This is a genomic window from Sphingobium estronivorans, from assembly GCF_008692605.1.
GTDB lineage: Bacteria > Pseudomonadota > Alphaproteobacteria > Sphingomonadales > Sphingomonadaceae > Sphingobium > Sphingobium estronivorans.
In genome coordinates, this window is sequence record NZ_LFCT01000006.1 from 16,935 (window position 1) to 39,453 (window position 22,519).

Below are 22,519 nucleotides of genomic sequence, written 5' to 3' on the forward strand. Positions count from 1 at the left end.
GAGGTCCGATGCGGATTTTTCATGTCTTTCTGATGACAGTGCTTTTGACGTTCGCGCCGGTGGCGGCGCGGGCGCAAGGCGCGTTCGGGCAGGGTGTTCCCCACATCGCGGCGGAACTGACGGCGGAAACGACGGTGCCGCAGCCGGGCAGGGACGCGACCATTGCCTTTTCCATGACGCCGGAAGCGGGCTGGCATGGCTATTGGGAAAATCCCGGCGATGCGGGTCTGGGCATGACGGTCAAATGGACGCTGCCCAAGGGCGTGACCATCGGCGCGCTGCGTTACCCGGTGCCGGAGACTCTCCTGATCTCGGGCCTGATGAACCATGTCTATGAAGGTCCTTATGGCGTCCTGGCGAAGCTGACGCTCGCGCCGGATGTCGCCGCGGGCACGAAGCTGCCGATCACGGTCCGTGCCGACTGGCTGGCCTGCACTGACAAGGTGTGCGTGCCGGAAGGCGCGGAATTGCGCCTCGATCTGACCGCCGGAGACGGCACCATCCCGCCATCGCGGCGGGCGCAGTTCGACGGCTGGCGCAGCCATCTGCCCCGACCCCTGGGCGGCGAGGCGCGCTATGCGGTTGCCGATGGCCGGCTGCGTCTGGCCATTCCCTTTCCGGCGGGCGCCGACGCGCGCGACGTGCATCTCTTCCCGCTCGCCGATGGCCTGACCCGCTATGCCGCGCCGCAAGCCGTTTCGCGGCAAGGCGACCGCCTGCTGATCGAGACCGAGGTGGGGCAGGGCCTGAAGCCCGGTCCGATGCAGGCCGTGCTGCGCACCGGCGACCATGTCGGCTTCCTGCTGACCGCCCGGCCCGGAGAGGTTCCGGCTATCCGGTCCGGCACGCTTCGCACCGCGCTGATCGCGCTCGGCGGAGCCGTGCTGGGCGGTCTGCTGCTCAATATCATGCCCTGTGTTTTCCCGATCCTTGGCCTCAAGGCGATGAAGCTCGCCAAGGCGGGCGGGGATGAGCATGTCGTCCGCCGTGAAGCGCTGGCCTACGGCCTTGGCATCGTCCTGACCTGCCTTGCGCTGGGCGGGCTGTTGCTGGGACTGCGCGCAGCGGGCGCGGCGGTCGGCTGGGCGTTCCAGTTGCAGGACCCGCGCATCATCCTTGGCCTGCTGCTGCTGGTGACGGCGATTGCCTTCAACCTCGCCGGGCTGTTTGAACTCAGCGCCTATGGCGGTGGCGGGAAGCTGGCGGGGAAGGGCGGCCTTGCGGGCGCCTTCTGGACCGGCGTGCTGGTGGCCTTTGTCGCGACGCCCTGCACCGGGCCGTTCATGGGCGCGGCCATGGGCGCGGCGCTGGTGCTGCCGCTGGCGGCGTCGCTGGCGATCTTTGCCGGACTGGGTCTTGGCCTTGCGCTGCCGTTCCTGCTGCTGGCCTATCTGCCCGCGCTGCGGACGCGGCTGCCCAAACCCGGCGCATGGATGGGCCGGGTGCAGAAAATCCTGTCCGTGCCGTTGTTCCTGACGGCGCTCGGCCTGGCGTGGTTGCTCGGCCAGCAGCGGGGCGTGCCCGCCATGACGCTGGGCCTCGGCGCCGCGCTGATCCTCGCGCTGCTGCTCTGGTGGCTCGGCAGCCGCCAGCATCAGGGCAAGCGCGGCGGCCTGTTGGTGACCGTCGCGGCGCTGGCCCTGCTCGGTGGATCGACCATGCTCTTGCCCACCCGGGCGCCCGCCGTTGCCGCCGAAGTCGAAGGCCGAATTCCCTTTGACGAAGCCCGCCTTGCCAGCCTGCGCGCTGCCAGCAAGCCGGTGTTCCTCTATTTCACCGCCGACTGGTGCCTCACCTGCAAGGCGAATGAAGCCGCCGCCATCGACCGCAGCGAAACCCGCGCCGCCTTCGACAAGGCCGGCGTGACCGTGATGGTCGGTGACTGGACCAATGCGGACCCCGCCATTACCCGCTTTCTGGAAGGGCAAGGCCGGTCGGGCGTCCCGCTCTATCTGTGGTACGCCCCCGGCAAGGACGCGCAGACATTGCCCCAGATCCTGACCCCCGCCACCCTGACGGCTTTGGTGTCCTGATGGCCAAGATCCGCGCCGATCAACTGCTCGTCGACAATGGCCTCGCGGAAAGCCGCGCCCGCGCGCAGGCGCTCATCCTCGCGGGCCTCGTCTTCCTGGGCGACAAAAAGATCGACAAGGCCGGGCAGCAGGTCGCCGCCGACGCCGAACTGGAAGTGAAGGGCCGCGACCATCCCTGGGTCTCGCGCGGGGGCATCAAGCTTGCCCATGCGCTGGAGGCGTTCCACATCGACGTGACGGGTGCGGTCGCCATCGATGTCGGCAGCTCGACCGGCGGCTTCACCGACGTATTGCTGACGAACGGCGCGTCGCGGGTCTATGCGGTGGACAGCGGCACCAACCAGCTTGCCTGGAAGCTGCGCTCCGACCCTCGCGTCATCGTCCATGAACAGACCAGCGCCCGCATCCTGACCGCCGATCACATACCGGAGCCGGTGGACATCATCGTGTGCGACGCCAGCTTCATCTCGCTGGCCAAGGTGCTGGACCGCCCCTTGAGCTTCGCCCGCCCCGGCGCGCGTCTCATCGCCCTCATCAAGCCCCAGTTCGAGGCCGGGCGAGAGGAAGTGGGCAAGGGCGGCGTCGTCCGCGATCCCGCCATCCATCAGCGCGTATGCGACGAAGCGCGCGCATGGGCGGAATCCAAAGGCTGGCAGGTGGAGGGCATCGCCACCAGCCCGATCACCGGGCCGCAGGGTAATGTGGAATTTCTCCTCTCCGCCATATTGGGCGGATAATGGGACACTCATCGCATTATTCCCGATCCTGATCTTCTATTCACGGGTTGCAGGACGAACCGTTTCACCGCAAACCGTCAGGCGGCGGCTTGACTCGGCCTTGAAGGATTCGCTCGAAGCCGCTGAGTAAATCGTGGAGCTTCGTTGCCGATGAACGAGATTGCGTCTCCGGGTCAATTACGCCTCGCCTATCTGCGCTGGGCGCTGGTTACTGTGCCTGCGATTGTTTTCCTTGGCTTCCTCTCCGGCAAGCTCGCCAATAGTGGTTATGGCAACCGCTGGTTCGCGGCACTGGCCAAGCCGGAACTGATCCCGCCCGGCTGGGCGTTCGGCGTGGCGTGGACGGTTCTTTATATCCTGATGGCGCTTGCCCTGGCGATCGTCCTCCATGCGCGCGGCGCGCGGGGGCGGGGGATCGCCATCGCGGCCTTTCTCGTCCAGCTTGCGCTCAACCTCCTCTGGTCGCCGCTCTTCTTTCGCGCGCATCAGGTGGATCAGGCGCTGGTCCTCATCGTCGTCCTGCTCGCGCTGGTGGCGGTCACGGCGGCGCTTTTCTGGCGGGTCCGGCGCATCGCGGGCCTTTTGCTGCTCCCCTATCTGTGCTGGCTGGCCTTTGCATCCTACCTCAACTATGAGATTGGCCGCCTCAATCCGGACGCGGAAAGCCTTGGCAAACCCGCATTCCAGACCCAGATATGATTTTTGGCGGCCTGAAAGGGGCGCCCCATACAAGGACCAAGCATCATGCAGAGCGAAAACCGCTTTTTCGACGACCTTGCCAAGCTGGTGAATGGCGCGGCCGGAACGGTCGCGGGCATGAGCCGCGAGTTCGAAACCAATGCCCGCGAAAAGGCCAAGCAGTGGATCGGTGGCATGGATTTCGTCAGCCGCGACGAATTCGATGCGATGAAGGCGCTGGCCGCCGCCGCCCGCGAAGAGGTGGAGTTGCTGAAGGCCCGCCTCGACGCGCTGGAGGGCAAGGCCCCCGAACCCGTCACGAAGACGGTCCGCGCAAAAGGCAAAGACGCGGAATAAGCGGCGTTTTTGCCCGCCCGCCTTTGGTTGTCCACGCATTTTTCCATGGCCGTGCTTTCCCCGGCGTGGAAAAATGCTCTAAGGCGCCCTGATGATGGACAGCGACGAATTTGAAAATGGCGGCCAGGAAGCCGCGCCGATCGACATGCTGGCCGCCTATTTCGAGGCGCATGGCTGGAGTTTCGATCAGGTGGGCGAAGACGAAATCGTCGCCAGCACCCAGGGGTCCTGGGCTCAATATGAACTGCGCGGCATCTGGCGCGATGAAGATCAGGTGCTCCAACTGCTTGCGCTGCCCGACATCCGGGTGAATGACGACAAGCGTTCAGCCATCTATGAAACGCTGGGCCTCATCAACGAACAGCTCTGGCTCGGTCATTTCGAGCTTTGGTCGTCGAGCGGCATTGTCCTTTTCCGCCACGGCGCGCTGCTGGGCGCGGGCGGCACGCTGACGCTCGACCAGGCGCAGATCCTGATCGAAACCGCGATCGACGAGTGCGAACGCTTCTATCCGGTATTTCAGTTCGTGCTCTGGGGCGGCAAGACCCCGACCGAAGCGATTTCCGCCAGCCTGATCGAAACCCGCGGCGAAGCTTGAGTAGCTCTTCCATGACCCCAATCTGGCCCGATCATCTGTTCCTTGTTGGCTGCGGCAATATGGCGGGGCAGATGCTGTCGCGCTGGCTCGCCTGCGGGCTCGATCCCGCCCGCGTTACAGTGCTGCGCCCCAGCGGCAAACCCGTGGCGGAGGGCGTCCGGGTGGTCACCGACTATCCCGCCGCGCTGTCCAACGGGACGACCGTGCTGCTGGGCATGAAGCCCTATCAATTGGGCGATGTGGCAAGGTTGCTCGCGCCGCTTTGCACGGGTGACACGCGGATCGTCTCGATCCTCGCGGGGACGCCGCTTGCCGAATTGCGGGCGCGTTTCGCGCAGGCGGGCGAAGTCGTCCGCGCCATGCCCAACCTGCCGGTGGGGATAGGGGAGGGCGTTACCGCGCTTCACGCCGATGCCGCGCTCCCGACCGCTTCGCGCGCTGCCGTCGAAGCCTTCATCGCGCCGCTGGGCCTTGCCGAGTGGATTGCCGATGAGCGGCAATTCAACGAAGTCACGGCGCTGTCGGGCTGCGGCCCGGCCTTCCTATTCCGCTTCATCGATGCCTTCGCCCGTGCGGGTGAGGCGCTGGGCCTGCCCGCCGATCAGGCGGCGCGCATGGCGCTCGCCACGATGCGCGGTTCGGCCAGCATGGCGGCTCAGGCCAGCGAAAGCCCGGCGATCCTCGCGGACCAAGTCGCCAGTCCGGGCGGCATGACCCGGCAGGGGTTGAATGTGCTGGACGCGGACGACCGGTTGCTGAAGCTGCTCACCGACACGCTTGTCGCCGCCCGCGACCGGGGTGAGGAAATGGCGAAAGGCGGGTAAGGCCAAGCCCGCGCGGCGCTTGAGCGCTGCCAAGTCGTGAAGTGTCAGCATCTCAGCGACTTGGTATAAAGCCGCCGGTTCACGGCTTTGCTGAAATGCTCTAAAGAGGCGGCCAATCCGCCTTGGAGTCCTGCCATGTTGCCCCCCCAAACGCCCATCCTGCTGCTCACCACCGGCGGGACCATCGACAAGATCTATTTCGACGCGCTGTCGGATTATCAGGTCGGGGAAACGGTGATGGCCAAGCTGCTGGAGATCGCCCGCGTCAAGCGCCCCTTCCGGGTCGAGGAAGTGGTGCGCAAGGACAGTCTGGAACTGGACGATGCCGATCGCGCGCTGATCCGCGACCGCGTGGCGGCGGCGCCGGAATGCCATGTCATCATCACCCATGGCACTGATACGATGACCGAGACGGCAAAGTTGCTCTCTGCCATCCCCGGCAAGACGGTGGTGCTGGTCGGCGCGCTGGCCCCGGCGCGCTTCGGCGAGAGCGACGCCAGCTTCAACCTCGGCATGGCCTTCGCCACGGTTCAGGTGGCGGAGCCGGGGGTCTATATCACGATGAGCGGATCGGTGTTTCGCGCCGACAAAGTGGTGAAGGACAGAGCCAGGGGGGCGTTCGTTCCCGTCGAGGAATGATGGATTTCCGCTTCCGGCATTGCCACCCTTATACCATCGTGCTCGGTCTTCGACCGATCACAAGTGGGTTTCGCTCAAGCGCCGCGCGGGCTTGAACCTTGCTATTAGCCAAGCATGACGCGACGGCTCGCCAGGCTCATCATCGCAAAGCCGATGATGGAGGCGATGACATTGGCCGCCGCAGCGCCGATGGTGCCATAGAGCGGCAGCAGCGCCGCCTGCATCCCCAGCAGCAGCACGGTCGACACCAGCGTGATGCGCAGCGACAGGCTGGACCGGTCGGTCGCCATCAGCAGCGGGCGATAGCTCACGCCCACCAGATCGATGCAGGCCGCGATCCCGAGCAGCACCAGCAGCGGATAGGCCGGCAGAAACGCCTTCCCCGCGATCAGCCCCAACAGCGGATGACCGACGGTCAGTATCAGCCCAATGATGACCGCGCCGGCGATCAGCGCCAGCCGGTTGGTCCGCCGGAACAGCGTCCCCAGCGCCTCATGTCCCTGGCTGGAATGGGTGCGGCTCAGTTCCACGAAGATGCTGCGGGACAACAGGCCGGAAATCTTGGTCAGCGAATTGGCGAGCTGGTTGGCGAGCCGATACAGCCCTGCGCCGGTCGGCCCGACGAACAGGCCGACCACCAGCACCGCCACCTGCTGCCCCATGGACGAGAGGGTGGTCTGCAAATTGGTCGCGGTCAGGAAACCGACGATGCCGGGATTTTCCGCCCGCGCGTCTAGCGCCTTGCCCGCTCGCCAGCTGCCCAGCTTCTCACCGCCGATCCGGAACGCCAACAGCCAGTAGCTCGTCGCGCAGAGCAGCTCGGCCGCCCCCCAGGCGATCAGGAAGCCAGTGATATTGGGCATCAGCACCCAGGCGAGTGCGGCGCCGATCATCCGTCCGACCGGGATCATCGTTTCGGCAAAGGCGCCCGAATCGAAACGGTCGAACAGCCGCAGCACGCCGGTCGGGCTGGACCGGATGGTGATCATCGTCACCATGCAGAAGATCCAGGCCTGCCACCCCATGCCCGACGACAATTGCATCAGCGGCCCGAAGACGAGGATGATGAAGGCCGCGATCAGCCCGCCCACCGCCGCAGAGGTGAGGTCGATCAGGATGCAGAAGCGCAGCACCCGGTTGAGCGCATCGCCGTTGCCGGCGGCCAGATGCGGCTGGCCATAGCGCACCACGATCTGCCAGCTGTCGAAACTGACCAGCGTCTGGATGACATTGGCGGCGCTCAGCACCAGCGCGAACCGGCCGAAGTCCGCGACGCCCAGCGTCCGCGTGACGATGGCCAGATAGGCCAGGCTCAATATCCCGCCCACGCCCTTGCCGCCCAGCAGCCATCCGGTATTTGCCAGGATGCGGGCAAAGCCTTCCTGAGCGCCACCCGATCCGCGCTTGATCTTCACTGAAACTCGGGCCTTTCGTTGTGACGCCGCCGTCCGGGCGCGCGCCTATCTAGGATTGGGAGGGATGCGATGCAACACAGGCTGTTCCTGGCGAGCCCTTTGCTTTAAGGCGGCGGCCCATGAGTATCACCAAAGCCATCATCCTTTCCGCGGGCCAAGGGTCGCGCTTGCTGCCGCTGACCCGCGACGTTCCCAAATGCATGATCGACTTCAACGGCCGGACCCTCATCAGTTGGCAGATCGCGGCGCTGGTCGCCAATGGCGTGACCGATATCGTCGTCGTCACCGGCTTCCGCACCGAGCGGGTGGAGGATCATGCGCTGCAACTCTACCGCGACACCGGCGCGCGCATCCGCACCATGTTCAATCCCTTCTTCCAGGTCGCGGACAATCTGGGCACCTGCTGGATCGTGCGGGAGGAGATGGACCGCGACTTCATCATCCTCAACGGCGACACCATCGTGTCGGACGAGATCGTGGCGAAGCTGATCGAGGGTGCGCAGGACGCCATCACCGTCACTGTCGACGTGAAACCGGGCGATTACGACGATGACGACATGAAGGTGAACCGGGACGAGACGGGCCGCCTGCACGCCATCGGCAAGCGGCTGTTGCCGCCCGACACCAACGCCGAATCCATCGGTATGCTGGCGTTCAGGGGCGAGGGGCCCGCGATCTTCCGCAACCAGATCGATCAGATGATGCGGACGCCCGAGGGCGTCGAGCGCTGGTATCTGCGCGCCATCGACCTCATCGCCAAGGGCAATCGCATCGGCACCGTCTCGATCGAGGGGCTGGACTGGCAGGAGGTCGACTTCCCGCAGGATGTCGAAGCGGCGAAGGCGCTTACCGCCCGCTGGCTGGCCGAAGGGCGCTACGCGAAATAAGGCTTCAGCCAATCGGTCAGCGCGGCGATCTGCCCAGGGGTGAGCTTCACCGCGTTGCCGAGATCGGGCTGCCCCGGCCATCCGGCGTCGGAGGCTGCGACGCCCGCCTGTTCGCGGCTGCCTTCATAGCGGGGCAGCACGTGGAAATGGACGTGCGGATCGACCATCATCAACATCAGATAATTGATCTTCGCATAGCCGACGGCTTGGGCGAGCGCGCGTTCGATCGCCTTGGTCACGGTGGCGAGTTCGGCATGGGCTTCGCTCGGCAAGTCTCCGAAGGCCGTGGCGTCGGACTTCGCCGCCAGCACCAGCGATCCCAGCGTCGGTTGCGCCGGTCGCAGCAGGACGACCCAATGGGTGAACTCGGCGATCAGGGTCGCTGGGAAGCCGAATTTGTCGATCGTCGCGTTCATGCCTGCGGTTCCATCCAGCTTACGACCGGTTGCCCCGCCCGCTTCGCGCCATGGGCTTGCAGCAATTGAACGGCATGCACCAGCAGCGAGATCCCCGTCCACCAGGCAATCCCGATCAGGCCCAGGTCTGGCCGACCAAATAGCAGCGCGACAAACAATATCACCATATTGGGATTGCGTCTCGCGGTGATCAGGCGGAACCGGGTGTCGAACCGGCGCCAGACATGGATATGCATGCCGTTGAAGGCGCGCATGAAGGTGCCTTCGATGAGGCGCTGGAGGACGTAGCCCCCCAGGATCACGCCCATGACCATCCAGAAGATTTCAGGCGAAAGGGCCAGCCCCCAATGCTGAAGGCCCAGACCCCAGGCAAACCACCAGAAGGGCGGGTGGATGAGATCGACGCCGTGGTCGAATATATTGCCCCATTTGGATGAGGTGATGGTGCAGCGGGCGAGCTTCCCGTCCACCGTATCGAGCACCATGAAGAGGAAGCCGATGAGGAAACCAGTCCAATACAGGCCTTGGGCAAAAAGGAATGTCGCGGCGATGCAGCACAGGGCGCCGATGCCCGTCACCATATTGGGCGAAAGGCCGATCCGCGCGGCCAAGCGCGTCAGGTGAAAGGCGAGTTCGGGCCAGAGATATTTGGTGAGGAGGTCGGTGACCCCCTTATAGGAAGCCTGATAGCTTGCGCGTTCGATCGCCGGAACATTGGCGGGCGTCAGCGGCAGGAGAAACGGCCACTCCTTTTTGCGGAGGCTTTTATTGTAGAAACCCTTGTGGTCCTCTGCCGCCACGGGCTGAAGTCCCGCGGGCATCCGGCTGGAAAGCAGGGCTTGCGCGGCTTCTTCGTTATTTCCGGTGATATGGGCGATGGCTGGCACGCCGTCGATGGTCAGTACGGCATTCGGACGAAGCTTCATGAAACCCAGCCATTGCGGGTCGAAGGCAAAGGCGCTGTTGATCAGCAAGGTGGGGCCGTCATTGCTGTCGGTCACAGCAAATCCGGCGGCCTTGGCGATGCGATGCACACGCTCGGCGCAGGAGATGCTCCATATGCGGGTCGGGTTGTCGCCGATCAGGCGAACGGAAAGTTGGGACATGAATGGCTCATTTTCGATTGCTGGCTCCTCCTTGGCAGAGGCGGTCTGCGACGCCAAGTGCTTAAGGGACCCTTCAACCGGTTACGGCCAGATTGTCTAACGGGCGGCGGCGGCTTATGGCCACTCCCATGACAGGTCGGAAGAATGAGGTCGTGAAGGGCCCTGCATCGAGCAAGACTATTGCCATCCTGTTGGGTCGGTTCGGTTCGGGAGGCGTGGAGCGAGTGAGCTGCCTGATTGCCAACGGCCTTGCCGAGCAAGGATGGCATGTGCGCTTCTGGGTTTCCAATGATACGGGCCCCGCCCGCTCGCTTCTGAATGAAGGCGTCAGGATCAGCTCTTTCCTGTTCGGAACATGGGGCGGACGCAAGCTGCGCCTGCTGCTGTCCATTCCGCAAATCGCCTGGCAGATACGGCGGACACGACCCGCCGTGTTTCTCTCGCCCGGCAATCATACGCATCTGGCGGCCGGACTGGCCCATGCGCTGGCGAGGTGCCGAGACGTGCGGCTCGTTGTGAAGCTGACCAATCCCGTCTTGAAGACGTGGCACCAGGGCGCTCGGCGGGGGATGAAGTCGCATTATTATCGCTGGCTTTACCGGCGGGCCGATCAGATTTTGGTTCTCTCTCAAGAAAGTTGTCCGGAGGTTAGGGCGCAGGCGGGGCGCCCTGTGCCGGTCAAATTCGTGCATAACCCCTATATCCAGGCAAGAGCCGCGGTCGCAGCGCCATCGGCGGAGAATATGCCAGTCATTCTCGGCGTGGGCAGGCTGTCGCGGCAGAAGAATTTCGGCCTGCTGCTGGAGGCGCTGGCCGAAATCCAGCATCGCGAATGGCGCCTGGTCCTGTTGGGTGAGGGGCCAGAAAAGGACGCGCTCCAAGACCGGGCCGTTGCGCTGGGCATTGCGGATCGTGTCGAATTTGCAGGCTATGTCGTGGATCCCAGCCCCCATTATGATCGCGCCCATTTTCTGGTGCTGTCCTCGCTTTGGGAGGACTTGCCGGCCGTCGCGCTGGAGGCGATGGGCGTGGGGTGCCCGGTGGTGGCGACCGATTGTTCTGCGGCCTTGACTACTCTCATCGCCGCGACAGGTTTCGGCAGAGTCGTTCCGGTCGAGGCCGGTCCACTGGCGCAGGCTATGGCGCAGATGCTGGATCGCCCCCTGGACCGGACGGTACCGCCGGCGGTCCTGGCCTATAGCGTCGCGAACGGGGTTAATGAACATGCCGAAGCGATGGCGGCACTGCTTTGATGCGGGTGGCGTGAATATCGGGAAAAAGAGGGCTTCCCCCACGGCCTCTGTTTGGCTATCGCGCGCCTAACAGAAGGGAATGCGATAAATGGCCGAATTTTCTCTGCCCAAGAACAGCAAGATCAGCGCCAAGGGCGTGACCCACAAGGCGCCGGACGGGGCGACCAACGTCAAGAGCTTCAAGGTCTATCGCTACGACCCCGACTCCGGCCAGAACCCCCGCTATGATACGTTCGAGATCGATCTCGACAATTGCGGGCCGATGGTTCTGGACGCGCTGCTGAAGATCAAGAATGAATATGATCCGACGCTGACCTTCCGCCGGTCGTGCCGCGAGGGCATTTGCGGTTCCTGCTCGATGAACATGAACGGCCGCAATGGCCTGGCCTGCACCACTTCCATCGAGGAATGCTCGGGCAAGGAAGTGCGCGTCACGCCGCTGCCGCACATGGACGTCATCAAGGATCTGGTGCCCGATTTCACGCATTTCTACGCCCAGTACAATTCGATCAAGCCCTGGCTGCAAACCGTTAGCCCGGCGCCGAGCGGCAAGGAGCGGCTTCAGTCGCCCGCCGACCGCGAAAAGCTGGACGGTCTTTATGAGTGCATCCTGTGCGCTTGCTGCTCGACCAGCTGCCCCAGCTATTGGTGGAACAGCGACAAGTTCCTGGGTCCGGCGATCCTGCTTCAGGCCTATCGCTGGCTGGCCGACAGCCGCGACGAATATACCGGGGAGCGCCTGGACGATCTGGAAGATCCGTTCCGCCTCTATCGCTGCCACACCATCATGAACTGCGCGAATGTCTGCCCCAAGGGTCTCAGCCCGGCCAAGGCGATCGCGGAAACCAAGAAGATGATGGTCGAAAGGCAGCTCTGATCGACGTGAGCGATGGAGCGGGCCATCTGAGTCCGGTGGCCGAAGGGCCTTGGGCGGGCTGGCTGTCCTGGACCGACACGGTGCCGGGAACGTTCCTCGACTCGGCGATCGGGACCAGCTATTCGCGGAGCGACGCGGCAGGCAAGGCGACGGTCATGCTGGCAAGCCTGCCGTCGCACGCCAATCGGTTGGGCGCGCTGCATGGCGGGTTCCTGGCCGGTTTTGCCGATCACGCCTATTTCGCCGCGCTCGCGGCCATGGGGCGGCCGGAACAGGCGGCGGCGGTGACCGTTGATCTGGCTATGCAATATTGCGGTTCCGGGAAAATCGGTCCGATGCTGCGTGCGGAGGTCGAATTGCTGCGCGAGACGGGTCGATTGATGTTCCTGCGCCTCACCATCCATCAGGATGCAGATCTGATCGCGGCATCGACCGCGACGGTGCGCAAGGCGCCCGGTCCGAAGTGACCAGCGTCATCGCCAGATATGACGCGCTCGTCGCGGCGGGCGAATTGCGGGCCGATCCTGACCAGCGGGCGGCGGCGGAACGGCTGGACCGTCTGCAACGGGAACTGGAAACGGCGCCGCCGCGGGGTTCGACGCTGTGGAAACTGCTCCGCAAGGCGTCGGAGCCGCCCCGGGGCCTTTATATGTGGGGCGGCGTCGGGCGCGGCAAATCGATGCTGATGGACCTGTTTTTCGACACGGTTCATGTCCAGCGCAAGATGCGTGCGCATTTCCATGAATTCATGCTCGACGTCCATGCCCGGCTGGCCGAGGCGCGCAAGTCGGAAACCGGCGATCCGATCCCTCCGGTGGTCGAGTCGCTGGCCGAGGAAGCGCGGCTGCTGTGTTTCGACGAGATGGTCGTCAACAATATGGCGGATGCGGCGATCATGTCGCGCCTGTTCACGGGCTTGCTCGACAAGCGGGTGACGATTGTCACCACCTCCAACCGGGAGCCGGGCGAGCTGTATAAAAACGGGCTCAACCGTCAGCTTTTCCTGCCCTTCATCGACCTTATCAAGGTCAAGCTGGACGTGATGACGCTGAACGGGCCGACCGACTACCGGCTCGATCGTCTGGGCGATGCGACGCTGTGGCATGCGCCCAATGGACCGGACGCGACCAGGGCGCTGTCGGACGCCTTTTTCCGCCTGACCGACTATCCGGTCGAGGACCGTGCCAAGGTGCCGGCCGAGGATCTGAAGGTACAGGGCGGGCGCATCTTGCATGTGCCCAAGAGCCTGAAGGGCGTGGCCGTCTTTTCCTTCAAGCGTCTCTGCGCCGAGGCGCGCGGCGCGCCGGACTATCTGGCGATCGCGCGCAGATATCACACGGTCATCATCGTCGGCATTCCCGTGCTGGGGCCGGAAAACCGCAATGAGGCAGCGCGTTTCGTCACGCTGATTGACGCGCTGTACGAATATAAGGTGAAGCTGCTGGCCTCTGCCGATGCGGAGCCTGCGCGGCTCTATCCCGAAGGCGACGGCGCGTTCGAGTTCGAGCGCACCGTATCGCGCCTTATGGAAATGCAGTCGGACGACTATCTGGCGCTTGGCCACGGCGAGAAATAATCTCGTCCTGCCGCGCGGCCATTCATGTGGTAATAATCTGAAATCAGGAAGAAGGAGCCCGCACGCTTCCGGGTAGGGAAGGGTGCGGCAGGTGGCCGCTGTGGGGAAGGGCCATGCGCCAGGGTAGGAGCGCTTGGGCAACAGAGGTGAAATCGTCTTTAATGCAATTGCGAATAAGTTGCAAAGATAATTTGAAACGAAGGCTTTTGCGCGGTTGAATCCTTGACCGTATGGGCCTAAGCGCTCTCTCAATTCCAGTTTCCACGGCTTGGAGGATTATATATGGCCCGTAAGAAGATCGCGCTGATCGGCGCTGGCAACATCGGTGGCACCCTCGCGCATCTCGCGGCCCTCAAGGGGCTTGGTGACATTGTTCTCTTCGACGTCGTCGAAGGCGTGCCGCAGGGCAAGGCGCTCGACCTGTCGCAGTGCGGCCCGGTCGAAGGCTTCGACGCCAAGATCACCGGCACCAATGACTATGCCGACATCAAGGACGCCGACGTCATCATCGTCACCGCCGGTGTCGCCCGCAAGCCGGGCATGAGCCGCGACGACCTGCTGGGCATCAACCTCAAGGTCATGAAGTCCGTTGGCGAGGGCATCAAGAACAACGCCCCCAACGCTTTCGTGATCTGCATCACCAACCCGCTCGACGCGATGGTGTGGGCGCTGCGTGAATTCTCCGGCCTGCCGCACAACAAGGTCGTCGGCATGGCGGGCGTTCTCGACTCCGCGCGCTTCAGCCACTTCCTGGCCGAAGAGTTCCAGGTGTCGGTGAAGGAAGTGAACAGCTTCGTTCTGGGCGGCCATGGCGACACCATGGTGCCGGTCGTCGAATATTCGACCGTCGCCGGTATCCCGATCCCCGACCTCATCAAGCAGGGCCGCTCCACCAAGGAGCGCATCGACGCGATCGTGCAGCGCACCCGTTCGGGCGGCGGCGAGATCGTCGCGCTGCTCAAGACCGGCTCGGCCTTCTACGCGCCCGCGACCAGCGGCATCGCCATGGCGGAGGCCTATCTGTTCGATCAGAAGCGCCTGCTGCCCTGCGCCGCCAACCTGACCGGCCAGTATGGCGTCGACAACCTCTATGTCGGCGTGCCCGTGATCATCGGCAAGGACGGCGTCGAGCAGATCGTCGAGATCGACCTCAACGACGAAGCCAAGGCCAACCTTCAGGTGTCGGTCGATGCCGTCAAGGAACTGCTGGAAGCCTGCAAGGGCATCGATTCCTCGCTCGCCTGATTTCGTAAGCGAACTTGCACCGGTCCGTCCCAGGTAAGTGTGCAGCCTGGGATGGGTCGCTTTAGACCCAAAGTGCCACGTCCACAGAATATGAAGGGACACACATGTCCATTCTGGTGAACAAGAACACCAAGGTCATCACCCAGGGTATGACCGGTGCCACCGGCACCTTCCACACCGAAACCGCGCTTGCCTATGGCACGCAGATGGTCGGCGGCGTCACGCCGGGCAAGGGCGGCACGACCCATATCGGTCTGCCCATGTTCGACACGGTTGCCGAAGCCAAGTCGAAGACCGGCGCCGACGCCTCGGTCATCTATGTTCCACCGCCGTTCGCGGCCGACTCGATCCTGGAAGCGATCGATGCCGAAATCCCGCTGATCGTCTGTATCACGGAAGGCATTCCGGTGCTCGACATGGTGCGCGTGAAGCGCGCGCTTTCGGGTTCCAAGTCGCGCCTGATCGGCCCGAACTGCCCCGGCCTGCTGACCCCCGGCGAATGCAAGATCGGCATCATGCCCGGCAACATCTTCTCCAAGGGCAGCGTCGGCGTCGTGTCGCGTTCGGGCACGCTGACCTATGAGGCGGTGTTCCAGACCACCAATGCGGGCCTGGGCCAGACCACGGCTGTCGGCATCGGCGGCGACCCGGTCAACGGCACCAACTTCATCGACGTGCTGGAACTGTTCCTGGCCGACGACGCCACCGAATCGATCATCATGATCGGTGAAATCGGCGGCGACGCGGAAGAGCAGGCTGCCCAGTTCCTGATCGACGAGGCCAAGAAGGGCCGCAAGAAGCCGATGGCTGGCTTCATCGCGGGCCGCACGGCGCCTCCGGGCCGTCGCATGGGCCATGCCGGCGCGATCGTGTCGGGCGGCAAGGGCGACGCGGAAAGCAAGATCGCGGCGATGGAAGCGGCCGGGATCAAGGTCGCTGCCAGCCCCTCCGAGCTGGGCACGACCCTGCTCGAAGTGCTGAAGGGCTAATCAAGCCAGACCAGACAAGACGGCCGGGCTGCACCCCGGCCGCCTGTTACGCCGCTCCGCGACTGCACGCGGCACGGATGGGACGTGAGAAATGGGTTACGAGAAGCAGGATTTCGAGATTGAGCGCGGGCCGAGCTGGGCGCGCACCAACTGGCCGCCGATTGACACCGACGACCTGACCGGGGCGCTTGACCCCACTCAGATGCAGGTGGCCGTGAAGGCCGCCGCCAAGGCCGCGGGGAAGGCGGTTTCGGACGCCGATATCGCAGAAGCGGCCGAAGATGCAATCCGCGCCCAGATGCTGATCCGCACCTATCGCGTCCGCGGTCATCTGGCGGCCAATCTCGATCCGCTGGGCCTGGCCAAGCGTGACCTGCCTGCGGACCTCACGCCCGAATATCACGGTCTCACCAATCTTGAGAAGAAGATCTATCTCGGCGGCACGCTGGGCCTGCAATATGGCACGGTGGGCGAGATCGTCGCGATCCTGCGGGCCAATTATTGCGGCAATGTCGGCCTGGAATATATGCACATCGCCGATGTGGAGGAGCGCCGCTTCCTGCAGGACCGCCTGGAGGGCAAGGATAAGGAAATCCACTTCACGCCCGAGGGCAAGAAGGCGATCCTGACCAAGGTGATCCACGCCGAGCAATATGAGAAGTTCCTGGGCCGTAAATATGTCGGCACCAAGCGCTTCGGCCTGGACGGCGGCGAATCGATGATCCCGGCGCTGGAAGCGGTCATCAAATATGGCGGCCAGTCGGGCGTGCGCGAGATCGTGTTCGGCATGGCGCATCGCGGCCGTCTGAACGTGCTGGCCAATGTCATGGCCAAGGGCTTCCGCGTCATCTTCCACGAATTTTCCGGCGGCACCGCCAACCCCGAGGATGTCGGCGGTTCGGGTGACGTGAAATATCACCTCGGCACCTCGACCGACCGCGAGTTCGACGGCGTCAAGGTCCATATGTCGCTGGTCCCCAACCCCTCGCACCTCGAAACCGTCGATCCGGTGGTGCTGGGCAAGGTCCGCGCGCAGCAGACCTTCCGCGACGACCTCGAAAAGCATGAGCAGGTCCTGCCCGTGCTGATCCATGGCGACGCAGCCTTTGCCGGACAGGGCATCGTCTGGGAATGCCTCGGCTTCTCGGGTGTGCCGGGCTATAATACCGGCGGCTGCATCCACTTCATCGTCAACAACCAGATCGGTTTCACGACCAGCCCGCAATTCTCGCGCGGCTCGCCCTATCCGAGCGACGTGGCGAAGGGCGTTCAGGCCCCGATCCTGCACGTCAATGGTGATGATCCGGAAGCGGTGACCTTCGCCTGCAAGCTGGCGATGGAATATCGTCAGGAATTCCATCGCGACATCGTGATCGATATGTGGTGCTATCGCCGCTTCGGCCACAATGAGGGCGACGAGCCTTCGTTCACGCAGCCGCAAATGTACGCGAAAATCCGCCAGCATCCGCCGGTCAGCGACATGTATTCGTCACGCCTGAAGGCTGAAGGCGTGGTCGATGACGACTATGTCAATCAGGTGACCGGCGATTTCTTCAACCATCTGGAAGACGAGTTCGAGGCGGGCAAGAGCTATAAGCCCAACAAGGCCGATTGGTTCGCCGGCCGCTGGTCGGGGCTGCACAAGCCCGCCGATGCTGAAACCACCCGCCAGAGCGTGGAGTCCGCAGTCAGCCAGAAGCTGTTCGACAGCCTCGGCAAGACGCTGACGACAATCCCGGAAGGGCATAATGTCCACAAGACGCTGAAGCGCGTGATCGACGCCAAGGCGGAAATGTTCAAGTCCGGCGAGAATTTCGACTGGGCGACCGGTGAGGCGCTGGCCTTCGGTTCGCTGCTGTCGGAGGGCTATGGCGTCCGTCTTTCGGGGCAGGATTCCGGACGCGGCACGTTCAGCCAGCGTCACGCCGTATGGACCGACCAGGATACGGAAGCGAAATATATTCCACTCTCCACCGTGCCGCATGGCCGGTTCGAGGTGCTGGACTCGCCGCTGTCCGAATATGGCGTGCTGGGCTTCGAATATGGCTTCGCGCTGGCCGATCCCAAGAGCCTTGTGCTTTGGGAAGCCCAGTTCGGCGACTTCGCCAATGGCGCGCAGATCATCTTCGACCAGTATATCAGCTCGTCGGAGACCAAGTGGCTGCGGTCCAACGGCCTCGTCTGCCTGCTGCCGCATGGCTATGAAGGGCAGGGGCCGGAGCATAGCTCGGCCCGTCTGGAACGTTACCTCCAGCTCTGCGCCGAAGGGAATATCCAGGTCGCGAACATCACGACCCCGGCAAATTACTTCCACGTCCTGCGTCGTCAGATGCTGCGGCCCTTCCGCAAGCCGCTCATCATCATGGCGCCCAAGTCGCTGCTGCGCCACAAGCTGGCGGTCAGCAAGGCGGAGGACTTCCTGGGTGAAACGCACTTCAAGCGCATCCTGTCGGACCCCAATGCGGCACCCGACAAGGACACCAAGCGGCTGGTCCTGTGTTCCGGCAAGGTTTTCTACGACCTGATGGAAGCCCGCGACGCCGCCGGCGACAAGGACGTGCAGATCGTTCGCATCGAACAGATCTACCCGTTCGCGACGGAAGCTCTCGCCGAGCGCATCAAGCGCATGACGAACCTGCAGGAAGTCGTCTGGTGTCAGGAAGAACCGCGCAACAATGGCGCCTGGTTCTTTGTGGAACCCTATATCGAGGAAGCTCTGGCTACGGCGGGCAAGGCGCCGATGCGCGCCCGCTATGCCGGTCGCAAGGCCTCGGCGTCGCCCGCAACGGGCCTTGCCAAGCGCCATGTCGCCGAACAGGGCGCCCTCGTCGCCGATGCGCTGGGTCACAGCGTCCGTGAAGAAATCCGTCGCCAGAAGAAAGGCTGAACAAGCTCATGGCTACCGAAGTTAAAGTCCCCACGCTGGGCGAATCCGTTACCGAAGCAACCGTTGGCCAGTGGCTCAAGAAGCCCGGCGATGCCGTGAAGGCCGATGAGCCCATCGTGTCCCTCGAAACCGACAAGGTGGCGGTCGACGTGCCGGCGCCGGTCGGCGGTACGCTGGGCGACATCGTCGCCAAGGAAGGCGACACGGTGAATGTCGGCGCCCTGCTGGCCTATGTGAACGAAGGCGCGGCCGCCGCGGCTGCTCCTGCCGCTGCGGCGCCCGCTGCCAAGGCGGAAGCCGCGACCCCGGCTCCGGCCGCTGCGGCTCCGGCTGACGAGGACGAGGGCGGCAGCCTGACCCTGTCCCCGGCCGTTCGTCGCCTGGTGCTGGAACATGGTCTGGACCCGAGCAAGATCAAGGGCACGGGCAAGGATGGCCGCCTGACCAAGGATGACGTGATGGCCGCTGTCGCCGCCGGCACCGCCAAGGCAGCGGCTTCTGCCCCGGCCGCTGCGCCTGCCGCCGCTGCCCCCGCCGCTGGTCCCAGCCGCGCGCAGGAACGCGTCAAGATGACCCGTTTGCGCCAGACCGTCGCCAAGCGTCTGAAGGAAGCGCAGAACAACGCCGCGCTGCTCACCACCTATAATGACGTGGACATGACCAACGTCATCGAGGCGCGCGCCAAGTATAAGGACCTGTTCGAGAAGAAGCATGGCGTCCGTCTGGGCTTCATGGGCTTCTTCACCAAGGCCGTCTGCATGGCGCTGCGCGACATTCCGGGCGTCAACGCGCAGATCGAGGGCGACGAGATCGTCTATAACGATTTCGCCGACATCTCGGTCGCCGTGTCGGCCCCGAACGGTCTGGTCGTGCCGGTCATCCGCAACGCGGAATCGCTGAGCGTGGCCGAGATCGAAAAGACCATCGGCGGCTTCGGCAAGAAGGCCAAGGAAGGCACGCTGACCATGGACGATATGAAGGGCGGCACCTTCACCATCTCCAATGGCGGCGTCTTCGGCTCGCTGCTGTCCAGCCCAATCATCAACCCGCCCCAGTCGGCGGTGCTGGGCCTGCACCGGATCGAGGACCGTCCGGTCGTCCGCAACGGCGAGATCGTCATTCGTCCGATGATGTATCTTGCGCTCAGCTATGACCATCGTCTGATCGACGGTCGCGAAGCGGTCACCTTCCTCGTCGCGGTCAAGAACGCGATCGAAGATCCGACCCGCCTGCTGATCGACCTGTAATACATCACGCCAGAGGAAGACGAACCATGGCTGAATTCGATTATGACGTTCTGGTAATCGGCGCGGGTCCGGGCGGCTATGTCGCCGCGATCCGCGCGGCGCAACTGGGCCTCAAGACCGCTTGCGCCGAAAGCCGCGAGACGCTGGGCGGCACCTGCCTCAATGTCGGCTGCATCCCGTCCAAGGCGCTGTTGCACGCTTCGGAGCTTTATGAGGAAGCTGCGAACGGCGCGCTCGCCAAGCTGGGCGTGAAGATCGACAAGATGAGCCTGGACCTCGACACCATGCAGGGCCAGCGCAAGGACGCGGTGAAGGGCCTGACCGGCGGCATCGAGTTCCTGTTCAAGAAGAACAAGGTCGATTGGCTGAAGGGCCTGGCGACCTTCACCGGCGCCAACACCGTCGAGGTGGCTGGCAAGACGGTAACCGCGAAGAATATCGTCATCGCCACCGGTTCGTCGGTCACGCCGCTTCCGGGCGTTCAGGTTGACAATGCGGGCGGCAAGATCGTCGATTCGACCGGCGCGTTGGAACTGGACAAGGTTCCCGGCCATTTGGTCGTCGTCGGCGGCGGTGTCATCGGCCTGGAACTGGGCTCGGTGTGGCGCCGCGTCGGGGCCAAGGTCACGGTCGTCGAGTATCTCGACCAGATCCTGCCCGGCATGGACGGCGAAGTCCGCAAGGAAGCGAACAAGATCTTCAAGAAACAGGGCTTCGAATATAAGCTCGGCACGAAGGTTACGGGCGCTGAAGTCGGCAAGAAGGGCGTGACCCTGACCGTCGAACCCGCCGCCGGTGGCGATGCCGAGACAATCGAGGCCGATGTCGTGCTGGTGTCGATCGGCCGTCGCCCGAACACGGACGGGCTGGGCCTCGACAAGATCGGCCTGGAACTCAACGCACGCGGCCAGATCGAGACCGATCATGATTTCGCGACCAAGGTTCCCGGCGTCTGGGCGATCGGCGACGTCATCCCCGGGCCGATGCTCGCGCACAAGGCCGAGGACGAAGGCATTGCCGTGGCCGAGAATATCGCGGGCCTGACCGGCATCGTGAACCATGACGTGATCCCCTCGGTGGTCTACACCAAGCCGGAGATCGCAGGTGTGGGCCTGACCGAGGAAGCCGCCAAGGAAAAGGGTGCGGTCAAAGTCGGCAAGTTCCCGATGATGGCGAACAGCCGCGCCAAGACCAATCATGAGCCGGATGGCTTTGTGAAGGTGATCGCCGATGCCGAAACCGACAAGGTGCTGGGCGTCTGGATCATCGCTTCGGTGGCCGGCACGATGATCGCGCAGGCGGCGCAGGCGATGGAATTCGGCGCGTCGAGCGAGGACATCGCCTATACCTGCCATGCGCATCCGACGCACAGCGAAGCGATCAAGGAAGCGGCCATGGCCGTGACCGGCAAGCCGATCCATATGTGATCGCTGCCTGCTTTTCGTAAGCATGAGGAGGTCGCCCCTGGGGGCGGCCTTTTTCATTTGGGGCGCTGGATCAGGCTCGGTTGGAGAGATGCGCGGCTACCGGCTCGATACCGGATGCACTCGGTGACGATAGCGCCCGTCTCACGCAAACCCTGTTACGGCCGCGCGCCTTTGCTTCATAAAGCGCCGCGTCGGCCCGCGCGATCGCGTCATGAATCGCGCTATCGGTCCGTTGGACCGTCGACAGGCCAAAGCTGGCCGTGAGCGGGCGAGCCAGGCCGAATTTGCCTGCGACGTCCTGGGCAAGCGTTTCGCGAATGTCATTGGCGATACCCGCTGCCCGCGCCGCGTTGGTGTCGGGCAGGAACAGCACAAACTCCTCACCCCCGAAACGGGCGGTGACGGCGCCCGGCGGTGTGGCTTTTGCCAATATTCCGGCAAGGGCAACGATGACGCGGTCGCCGAGCGCGTGGCCATATTCGTCGTTGATCGTCTTGAAATGGTCGATGTCGCAGACGATCAGGCTGCCATCCGGGAGGGGCTTGCGCACCTGCGTGGCTATGGCTTCGTCAAAGCCGCGCCGGTTTAGCAGGCCGGATAGCGGATCATGCAGCGCTTCGTGTCGGTAGCGGGCGAGGAGATCGAGCATGTTCGCCGCGAGCGCCGTGAGCGCGAGGAAAAGTCCGAAGACACAGGCCAGCGCCTGCATCAGAAAGGCATAGGCGCTGTTCTGGAAATCGTTGCTCGACAAAGTGAGCGGCACGGTGCTGCCTCGCACCAAATTGTCGAGGGCGACCAGCGTGACCGCGCCGAACAGGGTGCGGTCGGGCCAATGGCGCAGATGTTTCCTGCCCGCGATCAGGGGCAACCCGATCAGCAGGAAGCAGCCGAAATCGGAGGCCACCAGTTCCAGAGGGAGATTGTCGAGGGCGACGGCGATCGCGCAAAGCAGCATCGACAACCCCAAAATGGCGAACCGTTCCCGCAACAGCCAGGATGGATGCCAGCGTTCCAGCAGCGCCTGACTGAACAGCAGGAAACCGGTGCCGAAGAGCAGGTCCGCGACGAAGCCCCAGATCGTGCTGGGCAATGCAGCAAAGGCCGCCGGAATGGCGAAGCCGCCCGCGACGGAGAAAAAGGCGCCGCTCCAATAACCCGCCGATCGCACGCGCAATCGCCAGACGCCCGCGAACAGGACGCCGAAGCTTGCCATCATGACGGGCAGGAAGAAGGCGAAATTTTCTCCCACGCAGCTCTGTCGTTCCTTGTTTGCGGAAATATATGCGGGCCAGCACCTGTTCGGGCCGACAAGCGGGTATCGGCTGATC

The 22,519-nt window shown here is 63.8% G+C and carries 21 protein-coding genes; 17 read left to right on the plus strand and 4 right to left on the minus strand.

Annotation, left to right across the window (positions count from 1 at the left end; all coding sequences use genetic code 11):
- Positions 1 to 8: 8 nt before the first annotated feature.
- The 7 genes from F7P65_RS06070 to F7P65_RS06100 all read left to right on the plus strand — a co-directional run bounded on the left by F7P65_RS06070 (position 9) and on the right by F7P65_RS06100 (position 5,866).
- The gene (locus tag F7P65_RS06070; RefSeq protein WP_150290866.1) at positions 9 to 2,033 is read left to right on the plus strand and encodes a protein-disulfide reductase DsbD family protein; all 2,025 of its coding nucleotides are present in this window, start codon (positions 9 to 11) and stop codon (positions 2,031 to 2,033) included.
- Positions 2,033 to 2,770, plus strand: a complete 738-nt coding sequence (locus tag F7P65_RS06075; RefSeq protein WP_150290867.1) for a TlyA family RNA methyltransferase — start codon at positions 2,033 to 2,035, stop codon at positions 2,768 to 2,770. Before F7P65_RS06070 ends, F7P65_RS06075 begins: the two co-directional genes overlap by 1 nt.
- Before the next feature lie 150 nt (positions 2,771 to 2,920).
- Positions 2,921 to 3,469 (plus strand): TspO/MBR family protein, encoded by a 549-nt coding sequence (locus F7P65_RS06080; RefSeq protein ID WP_150290868.1) that lies wholly within the window; start codon positions 2,921 to 2,923, stop codon positions 3,467 to 3,469.
- A gap of 45 nt (positions 3,470 to 3,514) precedes the next feature.
- Positions 3,515 to 3,805, plus strand: a complete 291-nt coding sequence (locus tag F7P65_RS06085; RefSeq protein WP_150290869.1) for an accessory factor UbiK family protein — start codon at positions 3,515 to 3,517, stop codon at positions 3,803 to 3,805.
- A gap of 91 nt (positions 3,806 to 3,896) precedes the next feature.
- Complete coding sequence (locus F7P65_RS06090; RefSeq protein WP_150290870.1) at positions 3,897 to 4,403, plus strand: type III secretion system chaperone family protein; 507 nt, start codon at positions 3,897 to 3,899, stop codon at positions 4,401 to 4,403.
- Positions 4,404 to 4,414: 11 nt separating this feature from the next.
- A complete protein-coding gene (gene proC / locus F7P65_RS06095; RefSeq protein ID WP_150290871.1) occupies positions 4,415 to 5,227 on the plus strand; it encodes a pyrroline-5-carboxylate reductase in 813 nt (270 codons plus the stop codon).
- Positions 5,228 to 5,362: 135 nt separating this feature from the next.
- Positions 5,363 to 5,866 carry an asparaginase domain-containing protein gene (locus F7P65_RS06100; protein WP_150290872.1) on the plus strand — a complete coding sequence of 168 codons (504 nt, stop codon included), beginning with the start codon at positions 5,363 to 5,365 and terminating at the stop codon, positions 5,864 to 5,866.
- Positions 5,867 to 5,970: 104 nt separating this feature from the next.
- Here the strand turns inward: F7P65_RS06100 and F7P65_RS06105 are convergent, their stop codons facing one another.
- On the minus strand, positions 5,971 to 7,281 hold the full coding sequence (locus F7P65_RS06105) for a lipopolysaccharide biosynthesis protein (RefSeq protein ID WP_150290873.1): 1,311 nt from the start codon (positions 7,279 to 7,281) through the stop codon (positions 5,971 to 5,973).
- A 119-nt stretch (positions 7,282 to 7,400) separates the two neighbouring features.
- Between F7P65_RS06105 and F7P65_RS06110 the strand changes: the two genes are divergently transcribed.
- Positions 7,401 to 8,168 (plus strand): phosphocholine cytidylyltransferase family protein, encoded by a 768-nt coding sequence (locus F7P65_RS06110; RefSeq protein ID WP_150290874.1) that lies wholly within the window; start codon positions 7,401 to 7,403, stop codon positions 8,166 to 8,168.
- On the opposite strand, the gene F7P65_RS06115 is transcribed toward F7P65_RS06110, so the two are convergent.
- Both F7P65_RS06115 and F7P65_RS06120 read right to left on the minus strand, forming a co-directional pair.
- Complete coding sequence (locus tag F7P65_RS06115) at positions 8,156 to 8,584, minus strand: HIT family protein (RefSeq protein ID WP_150290875.1); 429 nt, start codon at positions 8,582 to 8,584, stop codon at positions 8,156 to 8,158. The genes F7P65_RS06110 and F7P65_RS06115 overlap by 13 nt on opposite strands.
- Complete coding sequence (locus F7P65_RS06120; protein ID WP_150290876.1) at positions 8,581 to 9,690, minus strand: CDP-alcohol phosphatidyltransferase family protein; 1,110 nt, start codon at positions 9,688 to 9,690, stop codon at positions 8,581 to 8,583. Before F7P65_RS06120 ends, F7P65_RS06115 begins: the two co-directional genes overlap by 4 nt.
- Positions 9,691 to 9,818: 128 nt before the next feature.
- On the opposite strand from F7P65_RS06120, the gene F7P65_RS06125 reads away from it, so the two are divergent.
- From F7P65_RS06125 to lpdA, 9 genes are all read left to right on the plus strand, one after another.
- On the plus strand, positions 9,819 to 10,943 hold the full coding sequence (locus tag F7P65_RS06125; RefSeq protein ID WP_162854544.1) for a glycosyltransferase: 1,125 nt from the start codon (positions 9,819 to 9,821) through the stop codon (positions 10,941 to 10,943).
- Positions 10,944 to 11,031: 88 nt separating this feature from the next.
- Positions 11,032 to 11,820, plus strand: a complete 789-nt coding sequence (locus F7P65_RS06130; RefSeq protein WP_150290878.1) for a succinate dehydrogenase iron-sulfur subunit — start codon at positions 11,032 to 11,034, stop codon at positions 11,818 to 11,820.
- Between the two features lie 5 nt (positions 11,821 to 11,825).
- Positions 11,826 to 12,287, plus strand: coding sequence for a PaaI family thioesterase (locus F7P65_RS06135; protein WP_420853307.1), 462 nt, complete (start codon positions 11,826 to 11,828; stop codon positions 12,285 to 12,287).
- Positions 12,284 to 13,396, plus strand: a complete 1,113-nt coding sequence (gene zapE / locus F7P65_RS06140; protein WP_150290879.1) for a cell division protein ZapE — start codon at positions 12,284 to 12,286, stop codon at positions 13,394 to 13,396. Before F7P65_RS06135 ends, zapE begins: the two co-directional genes overlap by 4 nt.
- Before the next feature lie 282 nt (positions 13,397 to 13,678).
- On the plus strand, positions 13,679 to 14,641 hold the full coding sequence (gene mdh / locus F7P65_RS06145) for a malate dehydrogenase (protein ID WP_150290880.1): 963 nt from the start codon (positions 13,679 to 13,681) through the stop codon (positions 14,639 to 14,641).
- A gap of 104 nt (positions 14,642 to 14,745) precedes the next feature.
- Positions 14,746 to 15,630, plus strand: a complete 885-nt coding sequence (sucD, locus tag F7P65_RS06150; protein WP_022681282.1) for a succinate--CoA ligase subunit alpha — start codon at positions 14,746 to 14,748, stop codon at positions 15,628 to 15,630.
- A gap of 91 nt (positions 15,631 to 15,721) precedes the next feature.
- The gene (locus F7P65_RS06155) at positions 15,722 to 18,517 is read left to right on the plus strand and encodes a 2-oxoglutarate dehydrogenase E1 component (protein WP_150290881.1); all 2,796 of its coding nucleotides are present in this window, start codon (positions 15,722 to 15,724) and stop codon (positions 18,515 to 18,517) included.
- An 8-nt stretch (positions 18,518 to 18,525) separates the two neighbouring features.
- Entirely contained in the window at positions 18,526 to 19,764 is a 1,239-nt protein-coding gene (gene odhB / locus F7P65_RS06160; RefSeq protein WP_150290882.1) for a 2-oxoglutarate dehydrogenase complex dihydrolipoyllysine-residue succinyltransferase, read from the plus strand.
- 26 nt (positions 19,765 to 19,790) lie between these two features.
- Entirely contained in the window at positions 19,791 to 21,191 is a 1,401-nt protein-coding gene (gene lpdA / locus F7P65_RS06165) for a dihydrolipoyl dehydrogenase (RefSeq protein ID WP_150290883.1), read from the plus strand.
- Positions 21,192 to 21,261: 70 nt separating this feature from the next.
- Here lpdA and F7P65_RS06170 read toward each other — a convergent pair whose 3' ends face one another.
- The gene (locus F7P65_RS06170; protein WP_150290884.1) at positions 21,262 to 22,440 is read right to left on the minus strand and encodes a GGDEF domain-containing protein; all 1,179 of its coding nucleotides are present in this window, start codon (positions 22,438 to 22,440) and stop codon (positions 21,262 to 21,264) included.
- Positions 22,441 to 22,519: the final 79 nt, after the last annotated feature.

What these genes read in the sequence shown, in the direction of transcription:
- F7P65_RS06070 (WP_150290866.1), top strand. Translation starts at nt 9, where the DNA reads ATGCGGATTTTTCATGTCTTTCTGATGACAGTGCTTTTGACGTTCGCG.
- F7P65_RS06075 (WP_150290867.1), top strand. Translation starts at nt 2,033, where the DNA reads ATGGCCAAGATCCGCGCCGATCAACTGCTCGTCGACAATGGCCTCGCG.
- F7P65_RS06080 (WP_150290868.1), top strand. Translation starts at nt 2,921, where the DNA reads ATGAACGAGATTGCGTCTCCGGGTCAATTACGCCTCGCCTATCTGCGC.
- F7P65_RS06085 (WP_150290869.1), top strand. Translation starts at nt 3,515, where the DNA reads ATGCAGAGCGAAAACCGCTTTTTCGACGACCTTGCCAAGCTGGTGAAT.
- F7P65_RS06090 (WP_150290870.1), top strand. Translation starts at nt 3,897, where the DNA reads ATGATGGACAGCGACGAATTTGAAAATGGCGGCCAGGAAGCCGCGCCG.
- proC (WP_150290871.1), top strand. Translation starts at nt 4,415, where the DNA reads ATGACCCCAATCTGGCCCGATCATCTGTTCCTTGTTGGCTGCGGCAAT.
- F7P65_RS06100 (WP_150290872.1), top strand. Translation starts at nt 5,363, where the DNA reads ATGTTGCCCCCCCAAACGCCCATCCTGCTGCTCACCACCGGCGGGACC.
- F7P65_RS06110 (WP_150290874.1), top strand. Translation starts at nt 7,401, where the DNA reads ATGAGTATCACCAAAGCCATCATCCTTTCCGCGGGCCAAGGGTCGCGC.
- F7P65_RS06115 (WP_150290875.1), bottom strand. Translation starts at nt 8,584, where the DNA reads ATGAACGCGACGATCGACAAATTCGGCTTCCCAGCGACCCTGATCGCC.
- F7P65_RS06120 (WP_150290876.1), bottom strand. Translation starts at nt 9,690, where the DNA reads ATGTCCCAACTTTCCGTTCGCCTGATCGGCGACAACCCGACCCGCATA.
- F7P65_RS06125 (WP_162854544.1), top strand. Translation starts at nt 9,819, where the DNA reads ATGACAGGTCGGAAGAATGAGGTCGTGAAGGGCCCTGCATCGAGCAAG.
- F7P65_RS06130 (WP_150290878.1), top strand. Translation starts at nt 11,032, where the DNA reads ATGGCCGAATTTTCTCTGCCCAAGAACAGCAAGATCAGCGCCAAGGGC.
- mdh (WP_150290880.1), top strand. Translation starts at nt 13,679, where the DNA reads ATGGCCCGTAAGAAGATCGCGCTGATCGGCGCTGGCAACATCGGTGGC.
- sucD (WP_022681282.1), top strand. Translation starts at nt 14,746, where the DNA reads ATGTCCATTCTGGTGAACAAGAACACCAAGGTCATCACCCAGGGTATG.
- F7P65_RS06155 (WP_150290881.1), top strand. Translation starts at nt 15,722, where the DNA reads ATGGGTTACGAGAAGCAGGATTTCGAGATTGAGCGCGGGCCGAGCTGG.
- odhB (WP_150290882.1), top strand. Translation starts at nt 18,526, where the DNA reads ATGGCTACCGAAGTTAAAGTCCCCACGCTGGGCGAATCCGTTACCGAA.
- lpdA (WP_150290883.1), top strand. Translation starts at nt 19,791, where the DNA reads ATGGCTGAATTCGATTATGACGTTCTGGTAATCGGCGCGGGTCCGGGC.